The sequence below is a fragment of the Pseudanabaena mucicola FACHB-723 genome (genome assembly GCF_014696385.1).
Lineage (GTDB): Bacteria > Cyanobacteriota > Cyanobacteriia > Pseudanabaenales > Pseudanabaenaceae > Pseudanabaena.
Genome location: NZ_JACJQB010000024.1, coordinates 1 through 18,041, shown reverse-complemented (window position 1 = coordinate 18,041; position 18,041 = coordinate 1). Strand labels below are relative to the sequence as shown.

Genomic DNA, 18,041 nt, shown 5'->3' with positions numbered 1-18,041 from the left:
CTGAAGCGTCTATGTCAAAATCATCTCAAACCTTCTTAAAGCCTCGAAAATGCCCTCAGCATAGGCATTTTTGGCAAAATAGTGATTTTCATTAGCATTAGCGCAATGCCATTCAATTAGCTCTAGCTGAGCATTGTTGACAATTACCCCCAAGGTGGGTTGCTGAAACATACTAATGTCATTGCCAGAATCACCACACACTAAGGTTTTGGTTGTGGGGATGCCTAGCTTTTGTTGGATATATTGCACCGCATTTCCTTTGTTAGCGCGGATGGGTAAGATATCCACATCAACATTGCTGCTAAAAATTACCTGTGCTTTGAGTTGTAATGTTTGTAAGGCATGAACGAGCTGATCAATAGTTTGATTAGAGACCTGAGCAGGATTATGTAAATGAAAACTTAACTTCCATGGATTTTGTTCAGCTTGGGGCTGAAGTTTAAATTGGGGAAATCGACTAGCCACAAAAGATGCGATCGCAGTTCTTTGCCAATCAGTGCTAATTTGATTTGCCCAAACAAAATCGAGATTTCCTTGGATATATATTTCTGTGCCAACTCCCGTAATCCAGTAGTCTGGCTCAAGGAGCTGGCGTTCTTGCATTAATCCTTGGGCAGATTTGTAGGAACGCCCAGTTGCATAGACGAGGATGTATTGCTGACGGTGATTGTCGAGATATTGATTTAACCTTTGGGTCGCGAGATCGTCACCGACAAGAGTATTGTCCAAGTCCGTAATTAGTAGAAATTGGTTAGGAATATTCATCGCGGGGATCTTTGCACAACTACATAGTCACTCATACTCACTCAAGTCTGTATGATGGTAATGAAAATTTATGGGGAGTAATCGGAGGGAAATCGGGGAGAAATAAGAACCAGAGCTTGTGCTGCCCTTACAGCGGACGGCACAAGCTCTGGTTCTGGGCTTTAATCATCGGCTGTAGGTGAGACTGTCGAAAGCAAAATAAAATTCTCATTGAAAATTTTAATAATTAGGTTGCATTGTTCCCGCAGTCTGATAAGATATAATTCCTAATAAATTGGAGAGATGGCTGAGTGGACGAAAGCGGCAGATTGCTAATCTGTTGTACGGCAGGTAACTCCGTACCGAGGGTTCGAATCCCTCTCTCTCCGTTCACAAGCCTGTCATAGAGCGATATGGGTACTAAACTCACAGAAAATGTAACAGGTGAAGCGCCCGAAGTTGATCCTAGTAAATTCACTGCTGAGCAGGTTGCGGCAATTGCCGATCGTCTAGAGCGTGATGATTATGAAAATGCATTTGAAAGCTTAAATGATTGGCATATTTTGCGATCGCTAGCTTTTAAAGGATCAGAACTAGCCGAGCCTTATCGCCACTTGCTAGACCTTGAAGCCTTTGATGAATGCTAATAAACACAAAAAAGCTCCACTAAGTGGGGCTTTTTTGTAAGTATAGGCGAAGCGAAGCGTCGCCTATACTTTTTTATGGTTGTTGTGGGGCTGGGCTGGGCGCAGTCGGCACACCAGTCGTAAATTTTTCGGTTGCGTCTTTGCTTTCGTAAATACAATCAACGCTAGGATTTTTTTCCAGATCGCCCGTAAAGCCAAAGGTATTCATCCTATCTTTGCATTGGCGAATATCGGCTTCTTTGATCACGTTCTTTTGTAAGAGCAAATTCCAGTTGTTTGGTAAAACTACACAACCAGGGGTTGGTTCTGCTTGGCTGATAAACACATTAAAGGGGTTTAGGGTCACATAGACGCGACTGCTCATCACCATTGCCGATGCCCCATAGTTGTTACAAAAGTCGCGGCTAGGAGCGAGGTTGTCGAGGCGGATTGCGTCAACGGTGCGGGGAGTGGGGTTTAGTGTCGATAGGGCAATGCCAACGCCAATACCGACTGCAAAAATTGCCCCTGCGATCGCCAATTTGGTGCTTGTGCCGCTAGATCTTGGCTCAGTGGGAGGATTGTTCAAGGTTGTCGAATATCTACTACGTCTTGCCATTAGAAGTGATTGAGGGTGATTCCTTAGATTAACCGAAACTGTTGAGATTTTGAGCTACTGATGTTACAAACCTGTCCAAAGTTATACCATCAAGCTAGCGGCGGGGCGAAGCACCGCCACTAGCTTATCTAGTTTTAGTAGATGCTCGTTAACCCTGCACGATCGAGGATTTCGGGAATTAAATGCTCGGCTTTAATCGCCATAATATGCACGCCTTGGCAAATTTGTCTTGCAGTCTGGATTTGTTCGGCTGCGATCGCAATTCCCTCTTGCAATGGTGATTTAGCATCAGCTAAGCGATCGATGATATGGTCAGGAATCTGTACCCCTGGCACAAATTTATTCAAAAACAGGGCGTTTTTCGCGGATTTAATCAGGAATATGCCAGCCAAAATCGGTTTGTCTGATTGGCTAGCGACTTGATGCATAAATTTATCGAGACGCTCAAAGTCGGTGATTAATTGGCTCTGGAAAAATTGCGCCCCTGCATTCACCTTGCGCTCAAAGCGCTTTTGTAAGCCTGACCAACTCCCCGACTGGGGATCAACTGCCGCACCAACTAAAAAATCTGTACCTTGGTGCGGCAAAGTCTTGCCATTGGCATCTAGCCCTTGATTGAGCTTTTGCACCAATTGCAACAGGCGCACCGATTCATAATCAAATACCGATCGCGCATCAGGTGAGTCCCCAGCCTTCACAGGGTCGCCCGTCAGTGCCAAAATATTGCGAATGCCGAGGGCAGCTGCGCCAAATAGATCGCCTTGCAGCGCAATTCGATTGCGATCGCGACAGGCAATTTGGCAAATGGTTTCGATGCCCACCTGTTGCTGGATTAATACTGAAGCCGCCACAGGACTCATGCTCATCACGGCACGACTAGAGTCCGTAATATTCACCGCATGGACGCGCCCCTTTAGCGATCGCGTTTGGGTGAGCATATGGGTGGGATCACTGCCCTTGGGGGGAGAAACTTCAGCCGTAATTAAAAATTCCTTGTGGGCGATCGCATTACGGAATTTATTAAAGGGATCTGCGGGTTGCTCAACGGATGGCGTGGGCGAGTCGATCATGCGAAACCATGCGAAACAAAACTTAAGAGTCTCTGCATTTTAAACTATAGCGACTGCTAGCTACAGCCAAGACTAAAAACCAAAATGGAGTTGCGGCGCGAAGCGCCGCAACTCCATTTTGGTTTGATATCAAGTAGCTGGTTTAAATTAAATATAAAATGTGGTCAACAGGCTAGAAGCCTGTGCCACCATCTAAAAATTTATGTCACTTTCCACCAACTTATCAACGATTACTTTGCCGACTTGGGTAACCCTATCGCGCCTCATTGCCGTACCAATCATCTTTGGTTTATTTAGTTGGCAAGATAGCGAACTGACTCGCTGGATTGCCCTGACTGTATTCGTGATTGCGGCGATTACCGACTGGCTCGATGGATATCTGGCAAGGAAACTCAATCAAATTACGGAGTTGGGGAAATTTCTCGATCCGCTTGTCGACAAGGTGCTAACTATTGCCGTCTTTTTGTTATTTATTGAACTCGGTCAAGTCCCTGCATGGGCTGTATTTTTGATGATTACGCGAGAACTGTTGATCACGGCTTGGCGCGGTGCGCCCAGTGCAGAGTCAGAGCCAAGTGCCGATCAGGTGGCTAAACCCAAAATCATTGGTGCAAATATTTGGGGTAAAGCAAAAACCGTGATCCAAATTGTGGCAATTGCGGCTTTATTAGTCAAAATTCCCTTTGCGATCGCAATTTTCTGGATGGCTGTCGCACTTACGTTGATATCTGGCATTCTCTATGTTGTCCCTGCCTCCAAGGCATAGTTATAATCCCGCTACATTCCATAGCTGTTTTGCGGCAAGCGAGGTCTAGAGGGTTGTGTCCCCATACTTCACGAGACTGCGAAACGCTATAATTGTGTTTAAGTTGTGGTTGGAGTAAGGTTTTCATGGCAACATCACCAACAATGGGCAAAGCGTTTGGCAATCTCCTCGGCGGACGCTTTCGAGTGGTGCAGACAGTTGCCGAAGACGTTTACGGACAGACATACCTTGTGGAAGATACAATCGCCGCCGAAATGCCGCGGTGGATTGCCAAAAGTTTTTGCTTAATCAATAAAACTAATCTGCAACTTGATTGGGCGCGATCTCTATTTCGGCAACAGGTTCCTAAATTGCAACAACTTAGCGATCGCAGTATTGATTTTCCTAAAATTACAACCTATTTTGAACAGGCGGAGGAATTTTATATCGTTGAAGAAGCGATTAATGGAACTCGTCTCAGTGATGAGCTGACCGCAGGCAAGCTGTATAGCGAAGCGGAAGTAATTCAATTTTTGCGCCAACTATTGAACAGTCTTCGTACTGCCCATGGGGCAAATATGGTGCATGGCGATATCTGTCCGCGCAATTTGATTCATCGTAAAGGTAATCAGCGAGATCAATCTGACCAGCATCATTTTGTGCTGACTAACTTTGCCGTTCTCAAGGGTATTTATGCCCCATCCGCTCAAAATGGCATAGTTTTGGGTACACCGAGCTATATGCCCTTCGAGCAGTCCCTCGGACATCTCACCCCCAGTTGTGACATCTATGCCCTCGGATTAACAGCAATTCAGTTACTCACGGGCTTGCATCCTAGTCAAATTGTGCGTCGCGAAGACCTCAATTTGCTCAATTGGCAAATGGGCGCGGCAATTAGTCCAGATTTGGCGGCATTGCTCAATCGCATGGTCAAGCATTATCCCCAAGATCGCTATCAATCTGCCCAAGCGGTAATTAATGATTTAGATAGACTTGCGGGTGCATCCGAATTCTCGATGCCCAGCTTCGACATGATGCCAAGCATACCCATAAATGGTTTAGATCAAAGGGTAAATCGTTGGGCGATCGCCTTGGTCTGTGTGGCAGGCATAGGTTGGGGCGTGGTCAATTTTTCGGAGTACCTACCTAAACTTGCTTTGCCTAACTGGAATAGAGCTACGCCCACGGCAGTCGCCACTCCACCCATCATTCCCACCTATGAGCGTCGCCTCACCCTCACAGGGCATACGGGCTGGGTACGTGCTGTCGCCTTTTTCCCGAATGGGTTTAGCTTTGCCAGTGGTAGCTATGATCGCACTTTGCGATTGTGGAATATTAGCAACAATCAATCCTTTGGTACTTTGTCTAACCACCTTGGCTCGATTTCAGGCATTAATGCGATCGCAGTTCATCCCAATGGCAATACCTTCGCAACGGGTTCGGTGGATAAATCGATTAAGCTCTGGAATTTCCGCAGTGGGCAACCAGTTCGCAATATTACAGGACATGAGGGGACAGGTCTATGGGCTTGCCTATAGTCCCAATGGCAATAATTTAATCAGTGCCAGTGCTGACCAAACGATCAAGTTATGGGATTGGCGCAAAGCGACACTGGTGCAGACTTTTCGGGGACATAAAGACAAGGTATTGGCAGTGGCGTTTCAGCCCGATGGCAAACGTTTTGCCAGTGCTAGTTTTGATAAAAATATTAAGTTCTGGGATGTGAATACGGGTAAGCAAGTGCTGAATATAGCGGGACATACTGCGCCTGTAAATGCGATCGCATTTAGCCCTAATGGAAAATTGCTGGCTAGTGGCAGTCAAGACCAAACCGTCAAAATCTGGGATGTAAGTACGGGTAAGCTGGTCTTAACGTTGACGGGACATACGGGTGGCGTGTTGGCGGTTGATTTTAATCGTGATGGCACTGCGATCGCCTCTGGTGGTGCTGATCAAACGATTCGTATTTGGGATGCGAAGACTGGTGAAGCTACTCAAATACTCAGTGATCACCAAGCGCCTGTGTTATCTCTCAGCTTTAGTCCCAAGGATGCAACTTTAGTTAGTGGTAGTGCTGATCGATCGGTCAAGGTCTGGCAACCCAAATAAAAAAGAAGCCCCTTGCTCTGCAAGGGGCTTCTTTTCTGTTGAAGTTAATTAAACAGTTGTGGTTTGAGTATCTTTCTTCTTGTTCTTGAGAAGACGAGTACCACCCAATGCACCTGCTGCCATTACACCAAGCAAGAAGCCGGGTACGGGTACGGGTTTAGTTGGTTTATTAGGCAAATTGATGTAAGAATCACTATAATCGTTTCTGCCAATTTTAATGCCTTGTACATGGATGCCAACTCGAAGCTCTCCTTTGTTAAGTGCTTCTTCAATGGCAGCAGCACTTCCACCACTGAAAATTACGGCAAGAGATTCGCCAACGTCAATACCTTGTTTGTCACTACCTGGTTTATCAGCATCAAGCGCTCGGTCTGCGACAAAGTTAGTATTGCCATTTGCTTGAGGGAGATTCCCAGATCCAATTTTAAAGAGAACATTATCAACAATAGTAGTTTTGGGTTTTGATGGAGGTCCCGAAACTTCTACTGTTTGTGGGGTTGTTCCTGGAGCATTCAGTTGACTAACGCCCAAAGCACTAGTCCAGTCTATATAGATTTGAGCAATGTGAGATGTAGTAAGACCGTTGTTGTGAAATATCCACTTTGAGGTTGTTCCAGTGTCAGCAAGAACTTCAAACGTAAACTGAGTAGCAATGCCATCAGTGATACCGTTTTGGTCGTCAGCAGGAGTAGGAGGAGTAGTCTTTTTAAATATATTTCCAAAAGTGAAGGTTGCAGCATTTACAGCTACAGGGGCAGAGACGACTGCGGCAGTGGCAACGGTTGTGGCGATCGCAGCAGTACCGAGAAAACTTAATGAAGAACTGAGAGAAAATTTCATATCGTGAAGCCTCTACGTAGACTAGAAGAGCTTTGTATTTATCTAAATACACTATGGATGAAAATCTAAGATTTGACCATAGTGATCGGTTATACAAAGGTTATACACAAAGTTATACGTTTGTCTTAGGCTGTAGGTTCCCCCAGCACCCTCTAAAAATACATGTCACGCAAGTCATAAAACCTAGCTAAGTCAACAATTAATCGCCCCCTAGCCCCCAATTCTGGGGGAACAAGAAAATAAAATTCTTTCAAATCAAGACTCAGGCTTAGCTTTGGTAGTTTGCTTCGCTAGGGTTAAGTGATATTGTGTAGATATTCGTTCAGTAAGTAGTAAACGAGAGGGATTTGTTTGACTCAGTCAATTAATCTACCCAAGCTAGACGACTTTTTGCAGGAGCTTGCGACGATCCAGCAGCAAGGTTCAAAGCGAATTGCGTTTTTAGGTTCGCGCCATGTGCCATTGACCCACCAACTGCTGATCGAACTGCTCAGCTATGCCTTGGCTCTTTCTGGCAATAGTATTATTACCTCTGGGGCAACAGGGACAAACTTTGCTGCTATTCGGGGAGCATTGAGGGCTGACCCTAATCTATTGACCGTGATTTTGCCGCAAAGCCTTGCCCGTCAGCCCTATGAATCTCGTGATCAATTAGAAAATGTGATCCACTTGATTGAGCATGAAGAAAATGACACGCTTTCGCTGGCTGAAGCAAGTAGTCGATGCAACCAAGAAATCATTTCTAAATGTCAGCAGCTAATTTGTTTTGCTTTTCATGATAGTCAGACCTTGCTGCAAACCTGTCGTGATGCCGAAGAACAACGTAAGGTAGTTACGCTGTTTTATTTTGACTAAAACATAAAATTACACTTCAGTTAAATTAGATTTTAAGGATAAATCAAAAATAAATCATGAGTAAGACGATTAAAGGAAAAGTGTTCGTGTTAGATGACAACATCGATACTGACCAAATTATTCCTGCGGAATATTTGACCCTTGTGCCATCTAAGCCCGAAGAATACGAAAAGCTTGGTAGTTATGCGCTGATTGGGCTTCCCGATCGCTATGATCGATTTATTGCTGATGGAGAAAGCAAGACTATTTATTCGATCATCATTGCTGGAGAAAACTTTGGTTGCGGTTCTTCCCGTGAACATGCGCCGATTGCCCTTGGTGCGGCTGGACTTGAAGCAGTTGTCGCTCAGTCCTACGCCAGAATCTTTTTCCGTAACTGCACCGCCACAGGTGAGTTATATCCTTGGGAATCGGTTGAGCGTTTAGTCGATCATTTCAAAACTGGCGAAGAAGCGACTATTGATTTTGATAGTGATTGCATTATCAATGAAATCACTGGTTTGACTTTTGCCTTGCAATCCCTTGGTGATGTGCGTCCTGTGATTGATGCTGGTGGTTTGTTTGATTATGCTCGTCAAACAGGCATGATTCCTACTCGCGTATAAAGCTATGTCTTACCATGTTCGCATTCGCGATCGCCAAAACGATCAAGTCTATGAAGCTGATATTGAGGGTGATCGTTACATCCTTGAATCCCTCGAATTACAGGGTATTGAACTCCCCTTTTCCTGTTTGAATGGTGCTTGTACCGCTTGCGCCATGCGTGTTAAATCAGGAAAAATTGATCAGCATGAGGTGATTGGTTTATCCAAAAACTTACAGGATGAGGGATACGCGCTGATTTGTTCAAGTTACGCGCAGTCAGACCTCGATCTAGAAACCCAAGATGAGGATGAAGTCTATCGGTTACAGTTTGGCGACTTTTTTGCCAAGCGTAAGCGCCATTGGTTTCAGTTCAATATTCCCATCGATCATGATTAGTCGCGATTATTGCCAGCGCCAAGCGCTATGAACTTGAAAACAGGGAAAAAAGCGTCAACTGCCCATTCGTCACCGCGTTTGTTGGTTTTGGTGGGTATTTTGTTAGTGTTTTTAGCGATCGCAAATTTTGCGATCGCAATTGCACAGCCCAAACCACAAATCAATGGCGAAATTTGGCTAGTCAATCGAGTTGTGAGTGGACAAACGGTGGAAGCTTCGCTCATTAGTAATCCGACGATGACTGTGCAGCGTGTGCGCCTGTTGGGAATTAGTGCGCCACTGAAAGAACAATCACCTTGGGGCGATCGATCGCGTCAGTATTTATCGGATCTGCTGAAAGAAAATAAGGTGATTTTAGAATTTGATGTCACTCCCAAAGATAACTCCGATCGCTTACTGGCTTACATTTGGAAAGATAATCTTTTGGTCAATCAACATTTAGTAGAACAGGGTTTGGCGATTGCCGATCCCTATGAACCAAATGTCAAATACAATGCACGCATCAGTCGCGCTCAAGCCAAGGCAAGACTGCAAGAATTGGGAATTTGGGATACCCAAAATCCATTACGCCTCAGTCCGAGAGACTTTCGCCGCCAGTTAGGTAATTAGCCCATGACCGCAGGTTTAATTGTGATTGTCGGGGCAACGGCGACAGGTAAGACTAGCCTCGCGATTGCCCTCGCAAAACATCTTAATTCCCCGATTCTCAGCGCTGATTCCCGTCAAGTTTATCGGTATTTGGATATTGGGACGGCAAAGCCAACTGTTGCCGAAAGACAAGGTATTCCCCATTATTTGATTGATATTATTGATCCTGATCAGACTTTAACCTTGGCGGATTATCAAGATCAGGCGCAAACCTTAATAGCGAAGTTTCATGCTGAGGGAGTTACACCGATTTTAGTCGGTGGTTCAGGTTTGTATATTAAGGCAATTACCGCAGGGCTAAAAATTCCTAGAGTTGCGCCGCAGCCTGAATTGCGATCGCAATTTGAGCAATTAGGACAAAACTATTGCTATCAGGTTTTGCAGCAGATTGATCCTGTGGGCGCTAGCAAAATTCATGCTAATGATCAAATTAGAACATTGCGATCGCTAGAGGTGTTTTATGTGACGGGGCAACCCCTGTCAGCACAGCAGTACGAGCAACCACCGAGTTATCCAATTGTGCAGATTGGTTTGGATTGTGAAAATCTGGATGTTTATCGACAATTAGTTTGCGATCGCACCGAACAAATGGTGGCTCATGGTTGGCTTGATGAAATTCTTGATTTACAAAGGCGTTATGGTGCTGATTTGCCGCTATTAAAGACCTTGGGCTATGGCGAAATGTCTGATTATTTGGCAAATAAAATTGATTTGGAAACAGCTAAAGCGCTGACTGTGACACATACCTGTCAGTTTGCCAAACGTCAGCGCACATGGTTTCGTGGATCTGGTAATGGCAATTTGCCAATTCATTGGTTATCTACAGGCAGCAGTTGGGAGCAATCACTTAACTTTCTTTAGCAAAAAAAAAGAGAGGGCGCTTAGCGCCCTCTCTTTTAGAAAGATTTATGATTACTTAATCTTGTCCATAATCGAGAAGATCGGTAAGTACATCCCAACAATAATCGAACCGACCATGCCGCCTAGAACAACGATCATCAATGGTTCCATTAAACTTGTCAGTGCTTTTACAGCCTCTTCAACTTCATTCTCATAAAAATCCGCTACCTTCATCAACATCTTGTCGATTTCACCAGTTTCTTCACCGATACTGACCATTTGCAAAGCCATGACAGGGAATACTTGCGTCTTTTCCATTGCAGGTGCGATTTGGCCACCCTCTTTGACCGCCTCACGCGCAGAGTCGATCGCATTAGAAATCACTAGATTTCCTGCGGTTTCTGCCGTAATTTCTAAGGAACTCAGGATCGGTACACCTGCCTTGGAGAGGGAACCAAAGGTACGCGCAAATCTGGCTACGGCAGTTTTGACCACCAAATCACCAAACAAAGGCAACTTCAAGAACACACCGTCAAGATACAATTTGCCAGCAGGAGTTGCATAAACGCGGTTGTAAATAAATGCGATCGCAAAGATGGAGATAGGAATAATCAGTACCGATGGACTCTTGAGAAAGTTACTGATATTGACCAATATCTGGGTAAATGCTGGCAATTCACCACCTAAGCTCTTAAATACGCCATCGAATACAGGAATGATGAAAATACACATCGCCAAGAAGATCAAAACTGCGATCGAGCTAACCACAATCGGATAGGTCATCGCTGATTTAATCTGGTTATTCAATCTTGCCGAATCTTCTAGAAGAGTTGCTAAACGGGAAAGAACATCATCAAGCACACCACCCGTTTCTCCAGCTTGCACCATCGCACAGTACAACTTGTCAAATACTTTTGGGTGCTTACGCAGCGCATCAGAAAAGTTAGTCCCCTGTTGGACATCATCAAGTACCTCAGTCAGCGCTATTTTTAGCTTCGGATTGGCACATTGATCGACCATGACTCCTAATCCGCGCACCATCGACACACCTGCATTAACAAGGGTTGCCAACTGACGCGAGAATAGTGCTAAGTCCTTGACCGTGACTTTTTGCAGTGATAAAGAGAATTGCGACATGTCAAAGCCGCTTTTTACCTCCTTGATATCCTGCACCACAAAGCCCTTTTGTCGCCAAGTATCGCGAGCTTCTTTGACCGACTCAGCCACCATGACTTGCTGAACGGCATTACCCTTGATGTCTTTTAAATTTCCTTTAAACTTTGCCATTTTTACACCTCTTTAATCGGAGCTATGTTTAGAAATTGGTCGCAACAGATGTAAGACAAGGGTTAGCCGCTGATTGATCGCGATTTGATCATATCTGGCGATCGCATGTCGGCAGCATTCTTGCGTTTCATCACAGGGGCAGGATTTGGACCAACTACACGTAGTAACTCTTCAGGGCGAGAGGTCTTGGACATCGCCGCTTCAAAGGTAATGTCTCCGTCTAAATATAGCTTTGCCAAAATTGACTCAAGGGTTTGCATCGACTCTTTGCCACCTGTTTGGATAAAGCCATACATCTGGGCGGTTTTACCTTCGCGAATCAAGTTTGCGATCGCAGGAGTAACGATCATAATTTCCTGCGCCATCACCCGACCAAATTGTCCTGGTTGTGGATTATGTCGTTGGACTAAGGTTTGACTTAATACTGCCACTAGTGAATTTGACAGTTGTACCCGAATTTGTCCCTGTTGCTCTGGTGGAAATACATCAACAATTCTGTCAACGGTTTGGGATGCCGAACTAGTGTGCAATGTGCCGAACACAAGGTGACCTGTCTCGGCGGCGGATACCGCTAACTGAATCGTTTCTAGATCTCGCATTTCACCCACGAGAATAACATCAGGGTCTTCTCTTAGAGCTGCTCTAAGAGCATTAGCAAAGGTTTTGGTATCCTCCCCAACTTGGCGTTGGTGGATGACGCTCTTTACCGATTCATAGACAAACTCGATCGGGTCTTCCACGGTGAGAATATGCTCAGCACGGGTTTTATTGATCGTCTGGATCATTGCTGCCAAGGTCGTGGTTTTGCCTGAACCTGTAGGCCCGGTCACCAATACCAGTCCACGAGGCTTTTCGCTCAGCTCACGCACAATTGGCGGTAAGTTGAGATCGTCCATGTCAGGAATCTTAGAAGATAATGCGCGTAAGCAAGCGGCATAGGTTCCGCGATCCTTGTAAACATTGACCCGAAATCTGGCTAAGCCCTTGACACCATAGGAGCAGTCCAATTCCCACGTTTGCTCTAGGGTCTTGCGTTGGTTGTTATTAAGCATGGCAAAAATCAAGCGCTGACATTCCTCTGGTGTCAGAGGATCGCGATCGGTGCGTGTCAGATGACCGTTGACGCGAATGTAAGGGGGTAGCCCTGCGGAAATATGGAGGTCAGAACCTTTACGCTCTACGACCTCTTCCATTAGGTCTTCAATGATGTAGTCCATTACCATAGCGATTGATTCTCCTAAAACTAATCTTAAATAAATGAATGTTTCCCTATCTAGCCCATAAAACTACCTAATCAAGATAGTTTTACAAAATGATCCTGAAAGTCTAGAAATTTCTGGGTCTAGAAACTTCGAGGGGTAGTACAGTACGGACATTCCACTGTTTCGGGGGTTAGCATCGCATCGCAGTTGTCACATTCCAAGCCCTTGCCACGGCGGGCGCGTTCTTCGGCTTCTCGACCTTTATCGGTGTAGACAACTCGCAGTACCTCGTCGAGGGTCGTTGCACCTTCGCGAACTAGGTCAAAGGCATAAGCCATAAGCGTTTTCATCCCTTCCTGTACCGCAATCTCTTTGATTACCTCGGTGGTTGCGCCTTTATTAATGGCACTTTGCAAGCGCTCCGTCATCTTCATGATTTCGTAGACCCCTGCACGTCCCTTGTATCCAGAGCCATTACATTTAGGACAAACTCGTTGTCCGGGGAGCATTGCTTCGCGATTGACGATATTGGCACGGTAGAAGGTTTTTTGCAGATCGCTGCTCGGTAAACCAAAGCGATCGAGTTCGTCTTGATTGGGATTGTAGGGAATGCGGCAGTTGTCGCAAACACGACGGAGTAAACGCTGGGCGAGTACGCCGATAATTGAGGTGCTTGCCATGAATGGTTCTACACCCATTTCTTCAAGACGGGCAATGCTGCTAGGTGCATCGTTAGTGTGGAGGGTGGTCAGCACTAAGTGACCTGTGAGAGCCGCCTCGATCGCAGTTTTGGCAGTTTCGGCATCTCGCGTTTCCCCAACTAAGATTACGTCAGGATCTTGGCGTAAGAAAGCGCGAAGAATACTCGCAAAGGTCATCCCCTTTTCGCGCAGCACTTGGCATTGAGTCAATCCGGGGAGGTTATATTCAACGGGATCTTCGGCGGTACTGATATTAATGCCGGGATCATTACATTCAGCGAGGGTAGAGTATAGGGTTGTAGTTTTACCTGAACCCGTTGGTCCCGTTACCAAAATTAATCCGTAGGGACGTTTGGCAAAGCTCTGCATTAGCTCCAAGCTTTCAGGATCGCTGATCAGTTTGTTTAAGCCGAGTTGCGTATTAGAGTTGTCGAGAATCCGTAAGCAGATCTTTTCGCCGTTTTGGGTAGGACAGGTGTTAACCCGAAAGTCTACGCGGCGACCTTGGAAGTTTCGCTTGAGTTTACCGTCTTGGGGAACTCGTTTTTCGGCAATATTCAGGTTAGAAATAATCTTAAAGCGCGAGATTACCGCATTAATGATGTTTTTGGGTAAACGCTTATTCTCACTTAGGAAGAAATATTCTCGGAGTACCCCATCTTTGCGTAAACGGATGCAGAGGTCTTTTTCCTGTGGTTCGATGTGAATATCTGAGCATCCCTCTTTCAGCGCTCTGACGAGAATTTTGTCAACTAAGCTAATGATTGGGGCGGAGTTTTCGCCGCCAACCATGAGTTCATCCCCTTGGTCTCCGTCAGCAATATCTTCACCAAATACATCATCTTTAACTTGGAGATCTTCATCGCTAATTGCTCCTTCTGCTTTTGAGCTTTTATCGATTTGAAATTGGATAATGCTGTCGAAGATGCGATGAAAGTCTTCACGGGCAATTACCCGTCTTACTAACGTGACATTCTTGAGTAGACGAGCAAGTTCGTCTTGAACTTTGTAGCTGTCTGGAGAAACAATGGCTACGGTGATACTGTTTTCCGTCTTGAAGAGGGGCAATACCTCTAACTCTCGGCAGGTGGAGATGGGAATGATGTTGGAATCGAGGACGGCACTGAGGGTGGGAATGTCAAATTTATCAACTTCTACATCAGGATCAATTGGTTCAATGCCGTATAAAACTCTTAGCTCGAAAAGTTGTTGGCGTTTGTAATAGCGGGTAATGTCGGGAGCGAGGTGCTGCCCCAAGATTTGCTCTAGGACATTGAGAAAGGGTATGTTTTGTTCCTGACTATCTTTGACGGCACGATCAAACTGGTCTGAGGTGGCATGTCCTGCTTGAATTAATTTGCTTTCAAAGGGGGTGCGACCTCCCCGTTTTGCCAGTGCTTTGGTTCTATTTCTGCTAGATGCAGTGGTTGGCGCTTGATCTGATGTATTCATAGCCCAAGTGTTCCTAAGAGTTCTTTACCCGATTCCGATGAGAGCTTTGCGATCGCAAAGCAATGTAAGCAGATCATAGCTGTTTGTACAGCGATATTGGGCAAAAATAGCACAAGTGTTTCATAGTTTTTACAAATTTTTTACAAAATAAATCAAAAATTTGAGTTGCAGCCTTTGGGTGGCTTCAAGTTCCTACTTACTTAGTTTTTGCCAAGGAATTTTGGGATTCTGGGCAATTAATTTTGCGATCGCAACCGCACCTTTTTGATTGAGGTGACTGGGATCGGAAAATAGTTCTGCTTGATTTTGAATAGTTTGGGAAAGATCTAAATAGGTAAATCCTTCTCTTAGAGCAAGTTCCTTCATCTTGCTATTAAAAATTGCCTCATAGTTAGTCCGAATGCTATCGAGATAGCTTCTATGTAGGGGCATATTCACAACCAAAAGCGTAATATTATTACGACGACAAAACTCAATGACATTGCTAAAGGCATCGAACTGATTGCCACTGGCTTCAAAGTTGCGATAGTCGAGATCATAATCTCCTGGTACTTGTGGAAATTTTTGAAAATAAGTATTGGGATCAAAGGTGACATCAAAGGCTACAAACCCTTTGATGTCAAGGGCAGTTACGGTGCTTGGCATTGTTGCCGCAACTAAAGCTTCGCTATTGCTGAGCATCTGTGTGTTGCGATCGAACTTCTTGACTAAGGCTGTGCGTACTTCCTGTCGATGCGATAGGCTTGTCAATAGTGATGAAAAAGATTGCGTAATCAGATCGGTGGAGGGGGACTCAGTTGCGATCGCCTTGGTGGGTATGGGCTGATTGTTGTTTTTGAGACTTTCCTGCAATTGTTTATAACCCACCGAAGTTGTGATTTCATCGTAGGTAATATCATTGCGACTACTGTTAAAGGCTCGCAGACCATCTGCCCAAATAATCATTTTGGGTAACTGAGGGCGAGATAGAATCTCGGTAAGTTGCACATTCACTACTTTGGCAGTTGCGCCATCAATGCCAAAGTTAAAGACACTAATGTTTTGATAACCTTTTTGATTGAGTGCGGTTTCTAATGTTTGCGGCTCGATGCCACGCAACGCTCTAGAACTACCGACAATCAATACATCGGGCGGTTGTTTTTTATTGTTAGTTTGCCAATCTAGAATGGATAGCTTCTCATTAAGTAAAGCAATATTGAAGTTAGGAGTTGGTTTATTGATGACTTTTCCATCTTTAACCTCTGTCCCCTGATTGACAGATAAATCAATTTTGGAGTCAGCAAGGATCAACTTATTAGGTTGTTCGACCTGTCTATAACTGTTGAGAGTGCGATCAATGGCAACCGTTACTCCAATACCTAGAGCCAAACTTGCTAGACAAGCGGGTAAGGAAATCATGGTTGGTGTGGTCTGCCCGAGCCAACGCAAATAGAAAATATCTTTCAAGATTGCGAATAACTGAGACTTCGATTCTAGAGAGTCTTGAAACGAGTAACTTACTGTTTCCTTTGCTTGAGGTTCAAGTTCACTAGCTTTCTCATCAATGTCGAGTTCGCTCTCAAGAGTTGGTTCTGGTTGCCCAATCGCTAACAGATCAATTTCAAATGACCAACTCGGCTTTTTCTCCCCAATAACGCGGCTAGAAACTGTGACCGATTGAAAATATTCCGCAGCTCGCAGCGTTCGTAAGGTATTGAGCATTGGCAACGCGATCTCCGCTTGCAAAATTGCGACGGGAGTTTCACAGAGTAAATTCAAGCAATTATTTTGGAGTAACAGCTTGAGTTTGGTTTGTGCGAGTTTAGGAACTAGCTGTGATTCTTGGCGAAAGGTGGTCAGGATGGCGGCAATAATTTCGGTTGCCACAATTGCTGACTGCGTAATTGGTAAGTCTAGTCCTAGCGCCCAATCATTGCCATGCAACTTCAGTCGATGAATACCTTCTGAGTATAGGATGGAACTCTCTAAATCCTGAGTATTGGGGGCGATCGCTTCTAAAATTGTGGTCGCTGCATTTACCTCACGGTCTTTGCTATAGAGATATAAACAGTCGCCTTTTTGCTTACTATGGGAAAGTTTTAGTCCTGCTAGACCTTCTGCGAAAGTGGTAGTTGCTCCGTCCTGCCCAAATTCAAATTTACTAACCACATTGGGAATAGGAATATTTACATTAATATTTGCATTGTTGATGACATTATTCAGACGATGGATCTCTTCTAGATTGAAGTTAGATTCCTCTTTTGAATTATGTTTAGGGTTTGTGGTAATTGGATTTGCATCTAAAGATGTTGTTTCCATTCGGGTTTGAGGCAGTTAGCAGGATAAAAATTTGCTACAAGGTTAGCACAGCCGCCTCAAAACAATGCAAAAAAATGTTTTTTCTTGCATTGCCCAAAAATATCGCTAGGCTAAATACAGCTACGTGGTGAGTGCAGATGCGGGGCAATGACTTTAAGTTATTGGTCAGTTAATCGGGGTTAGGTGCTGAAACGCCCATTACATGACGACAAAAAAGACGAAAATACGTCGATCGCGATTTAGCTGTCCAGTGCCTTCTGGCTTCATTGACTAACGTATCAGTTGCCGTGATGGCAAGCTTTTCTAAACGTGCTTCAATGCCACCATCATTCCCCAGTAGGCGATAGAGTTCGCAATAATATTCTGTCTTCTTGATGGACTCAATCAAATTCTGGAAGAAATTTTCCACAATCCTTTGCGAATTCTCCACCAATACATCTTCTAGCTCATTGGCTAAATTATGCAGCATGTACATCACTTGTGCAATTTTAGTTGTTGTTCTAAAAGAGCTGTGCTATTAATCCAGCCTGTTCCAATTTTTTCTGTTCTTTGGTCAATAGCAATTACCTTATAAGTAGCTAAGCAAAATTAATTACATAAGTTGAACCAAAGTCTCGAAGAACTTTTTCAACATAAGAGACTAAACTTTCCCAAGATTCATATGCATTGAGTTCAATCCACTCATACTTCATGAAACGCCACAAAATTTCAATCAAGTTCAACTGGGGACTATAAGGGGGTAACTGGAAAATCTCAACTTGCTGGTTCTTCCACTGCTCTAATTTCTCTTGAATCATTTGACTGGTATGAATAGAGGCTTTATCCATAACAATCACTGTTGGCTTGGTAGATTGACGAGCAAAGTCATCGATACAAGCGAGAATGACTGCACTGGTGATACTGCGTTCAAAAACATAAGCAGATAAGTCATTGTTTCGATTCATCAAACCCACGACATTTAACCTCTTACTGCGTTGACTGGGTAAGCTTAAACCCGTCCCTTTCTCTTGCCAAGCATAGGGAA

Annotated in this window: 19 protein-coding genes and 1 tRNA gene; 10 read left to right on the top strand and 10 right to left on the bottom strand. The window is 44.6% G+C overall.

Features of this window, described 5'->3' with window-relative positions; translation table 11 throughout:
* Positions 1-9: 9 nt before the first annotated feature.
* Positions 10-765: a sucrose-phosphate phosphatase gene (locus H6F41_RS12095; protein ID WP_190403732.1), complete on the bottom strand. Its 756-nt coding sequence runs from the start codon at positions 763-765 to the stop codon at positions 10-12.
* A 276-nt stretch (positions 766-1,041) separates the two neighbouring features.
* On the opposite strand from H6F41_RS12095, the gene H6F41_RS12090 reads away from it, so the two are divergent.
* Both H6F41_RS12090 and isiD read left to right on the top strand, forming a co-directional pair.
* A tRNA-Ser gene (locus tag H6F41_RS12090) sits at positions 1,042-1,133 on the top strand.
* Positions 1,134-1,157: 24 nt separating this feature from the next.
* Entirely contained in the window at positions 1,158-1,391 is a 234-nt protein-coding gene (gene isiD / locus H6F41_RS12085; RefSeq protein WP_190403731.1) for a protein IsiD, read from the top strand.
* 73 nt (positions 1,392-1,464) lie between these two features.
* Here isiD and H6F41_RS12080 read toward each other — a convergent pair whose 3' ends face one another.
* Both H6F41_RS12080 and H6F41_RS12075 read right to left on the bottom strand, forming a co-directional pair.
* Positions 1,465-1,989: a DUF3172 domain-containing protein gene (locus H6F41_RS12080; RefSeq protein ID WP_190403730.1), complete on the bottom strand. Its 525-nt coding sequence runs from the start codon at positions 1,987-1,989 to the stop codon at positions 1,465-1,467.
* A 134-nt stretch (positions 1,990-2,123) separates the two neighbouring features.
* Positions 2,124-3,059, bottom strand: coding sequence for a methylenetetrahydrofolate reductase (locus H6F41_RS12075; protein ID WP_190403729.1), 936 nt, complete (start codon positions 3,057-3,059; stop codon positions 2,124-2,126).
* A 202-nt stretch (positions 3,060-3,261) separates the two neighbouring features.
* Between H6F41_RS12075 and pgsA the strand changes: the two genes are divergently transcribed.
* The 3 genes from pgsA to H6F41_RS12060 all read left to right on the top strand — a co-directional run bounded on the left by pgsA (position 3,262) and on the right by H6F41_RS12060 (position 5,913).
* Positions 3,262-3,825, top strand: a complete 564-nt coding sequence (gene pgsA, locus H6F41_RS12070; protein WP_190403728.1) for a CDP-diacylglycerol--glycerol-3-phosphate 3-phosphatidyltransferase — start codon at positions 3,262-3,264, stop codon at positions 3,823-3,825.
* Between the two features lie 125 nt (positions 3,826-3,950).
* Entirely contained in the window at positions 3,951-5,342 is a 1,392-nt protein-coding gene (locus H6F41_RS12065; RefSeq protein WP_190403727.1) for a protein kinase domain-containing protein, read from the top strand.
* Positions 5,281-5,913 carry a WD40 repeat domain-containing protein gene (locus tag H6F41_RS12060; protein ID WP_190403726.1) on the top strand — a complete coding sequence of 211 codons (633 nt, stop codon included), beginning with the start codon at positions 5,281-5,283 and terminating at the stop codon, positions 5,911-5,913. The genes H6F41_RS12065 and H6F41_RS12060 overlap by 62 nt, the downstream gene beginning before the upstream one ends.
* A gap of 48 nt (positions 5,914-5,961) precedes the next feature.
* On the opposite strand, the gene H6F41_RS12055 is transcribed toward H6F41_RS12060, so the two are convergent.
* Positions 5,962-6,753, bottom strand: coding sequence for a hypothetical protein (locus H6F41_RS12055; protein ID WP_190403725.1), 792 nt, complete (start codon positions 6,751-6,753; stop codon positions 5,962-5,964).
* Between the two features lie 351 nt (positions 6,754-7,104).
* Here H6F41_RS12055 and H6F41_RS12050 point away from each other — a divergent pair, with 351 nt between their 5' ends.
* From H6F41_RS12050 to miaA, 5 genes are read left to right on the top strand one after another with little or no spacing between them, the layout of a single operon-like run.
* Positions 7,105-7,608: a DNA recombination-mediator protein A gene (locus H6F41_RS12050; protein ID WP_190403724.1), complete on the top strand. Its 504-nt coding sequence runs from the start codon at positions 7,105-7,107 to the stop codon at positions 7,606-7,608.
* Between the two features lie 56 nt (positions 7,609-7,664).
* Entirely contained in the window at positions 7,665-8,213 is a 549-nt protein-coding gene (locus H6F41_RS12045; RefSeq protein WP_190403723.1) for a LeuD/DmdB family oxidoreductase small subunit, read from the top strand.
* A gap of 4 nt (positions 8,214-8,217) precedes the next feature.
* Positions 8,218-8,589, top strand: coding sequence for a 2Fe-2S iron-sulfur cluster-binding protein (locus tag H6F41_RS12040; protein ID WP_190403722.1), 372 nt, complete (start codon positions 8,218-8,220; stop codon positions 8,587-8,589).
* 27 nt (positions 8,590-8,616) lie between these two features.
* Positions 8,617-9,198: a thermonuclease family protein gene (locus H6F41_RS12035; protein WP_190403721.1), complete on the top strand. Its 582-nt coding sequence runs from the start codon at positions 8,617-8,619 to the stop codon at positions 9,196-9,198.
* A 3-nt stretch (positions 9,199-9,201) separates the two neighbouring features.
* Entirely contained in the window at positions 9,202-10,098 is an 897-nt protein-coding gene (gene miaA, locus H6F41_RS12030; protein WP_190403720.1) for a tRNA (adenosine(37)-N6)-dimethylallyltransferase MiaA, read from the top strand.
* Positions 10,099-10,149: 51 nt separating this feature from the next.
* Here the strand turns inward: miaA and H6F41_RS12025 are convergent, their stop codons facing one another.
* The 6 genes from H6F41_RS12025 to H6F41_RS12000 all read right to left on the bottom strand — a co-directional run.
* The gene (locus H6F41_RS12025) at positions 10,150-11,364 is read right to left on the bottom strand and encodes a type II secretion system F family protein (RefSeq protein ID WP_190403719.1); all 1,215 of its coding nucleotides are present in this window, start codon (positions 11,362-11,364) and stop codon (positions 10,150-10,152) included.
* Between the two features lie 62 nt (positions 11,365-11,426).
* Positions 11,427-12,581: a type IV pilus twitching motility protein PilT gene (locus H6F41_RS12020; RefSeq protein WP_190403766.1), complete on the bottom strand. Its 1,155-nt coding sequence runs from the start codon at positions 12,579-12,581 to the stop codon at positions 11,427-11,429.
* A gap of 125 nt (positions 12,582-12,706) precedes the next feature.
* On the bottom strand, positions 12,707-14,719 hold the full coding sequence (locus H6F41_RS12015) for a GspE/PulE family protein (protein ID WP_190403718.1): 2,013 nt from the start codon (positions 14,717-14,719) through the stop codon (positions 12,707-12,709).
* Between the two features lie 192 nt (positions 14,720-14,911).
* Positions 14,912-17,017 carry a D-alanyl-lipoteichoic acid biosynthesis protein DltD gene (locus tag H6F41_RS12010; protein ID WP_190403717.1) on the bottom strand — a complete coding sequence of 702 codons (2,106 nt, stop codon included), beginning with the start codon at positions 17,015-17,017 and terminating at the stop codon, positions 14,912-14,914.
* 169 nt (positions 17,018-17,186) lie between these two features.
* Positions 17,187-17,486: a hypothetical protein gene (locus H6F41_RS12005; RefSeq protein WP_190403716.1), complete on the bottom strand. Its 300-nt coding sequence runs from the start codon at positions 17,484-17,486 to the stop codon at positions 17,187-17,189.
* A gap of 109 nt (positions 17,487-17,595) precedes the next feature.
* Positions 17,596-18,041: IS630 family transposase (locus H6F41_RS12000; RefSeq protein ID WP_190401942.1), on the bottom strand; the 446-nt coding region annotated here is incomplete at its 5' end.

What these genes read in the sequence shown, in the direction of transcription:
- H6F41_RS12065 (WP_190403727.1), top strand. Translation starts at nt 3,951, where the DNA reads ATGGCAACATCACCAACAATGGGCAAAGCGTTTGGCAATCTCCTCGGC.
- H6F41_RS12035 (WP_190403721.1), top strand. Translation starts at nt 8,617, where the DNA reads ATGAACTTGAAAACAGGGAAAAAAGCGTCAACTGCCCATTCGTCACCG.
- H6F41_RS12005 (WP_190403716.1), bottom strand. Translation starts at nt 17,486, where the DNA reads ATGCTGCATAATTTAGCCAATGAGCTAGAAGATGTATTGGTGGAGAAT.
- H6F41_RS12040 (WP_190403722.1), top strand. Translation starts at nt 8,218, where the DNA reads ATGTCTTACCATGTTCGCATTCGCGATCGCCAAAACGATCAAGTCTAT.
- isiD (WP_190403731.1), top strand. Translation starts at nt 1,158, where the DNA reads ATGGGTACTAAACTCACAGAAAATGTAACAGGTGAAGCGCCCGAAGTT.
- H6F41_RS12025 (WP_190403719.1), bottom strand. Translation starts at nt 11,364, where the DNA reads ATGGCAAAGTTTAAAGGAAATTTAAAAGACATCAAGGGTAATGCCGTT.
- H6F41_RS12045 (WP_190403723.1), top strand. Translation starts at nt 7,665, where the DNA reads ATGAGTAAGACGATTAAAGGAAAAGTGTTCGTGTTAGATGACAACATC.
- miaA (WP_190403720.1), top strand. Translation starts at nt 9,202, where the DNA reads ATGACCGCAGGTTTAATTGTGATTGTCGGGGCAACGGCGACAGGTAAG.
- H6F41_RS12080 (WP_190403730.1), bottom strand. Translation starts at nt 1,989, where the DNA reads ATGGCAAGACGTAGTAGATATTCGACAACCTTGAACAATCCTCCCACT.
- H6F41_RS12015 (WP_190403718.1), bottom strand. Translation starts at nt 14,719, where the DNA reads ATGAATACATCAGATCAAGCGCCAACCACTGCATCTAGCAGAAATAGA.
- H6F41_RS12010 (WP_190403717.1), bottom strand. Translation starts at nt 17,017, where the DNA reads ATGGAAACAACATCTTTAGATGCAAATCCAATTACCACAAACCCTAAA.
- pgsA (WP_190403728.1), top strand. Translation starts at nt 3,262, where the DNA reads ATGTCACTTTCCACCAACTTATCAACGATTACTTTGCCGACTTGGGTA.
- H6F41_RS12075 (WP_190403729.1), bottom strand. Translation starts at nt 3,059, where the DNA reads ATGATCGACTCGCCCACGCCATCCGTTGAGCAACCCGCAGATCCCTTT.
- H6F41_RS12095 (WP_190403732.1), bottom strand. Translation starts at nt 765, where the DNA reads ATGAATATTCCTAACCAATTTCTACTAATTACGGACTTGGACAATACT.
- H6F41_RS12020 (WP_190403766.1), bottom strand. Translation starts at nt 12,581, where the DNA reads ATGGACTACATCATTGAAGACCTAATGGAAGAGGTCGTAGAGCGTAAA.
- H6F41_RS12055 (WP_190403725.1), bottom strand. Translation starts at nt 6,753, where the DNA reads ATGAAATTTTCTCTCAGTTCTTCATTAAGTTTTCTCGGTACTGCTGCG.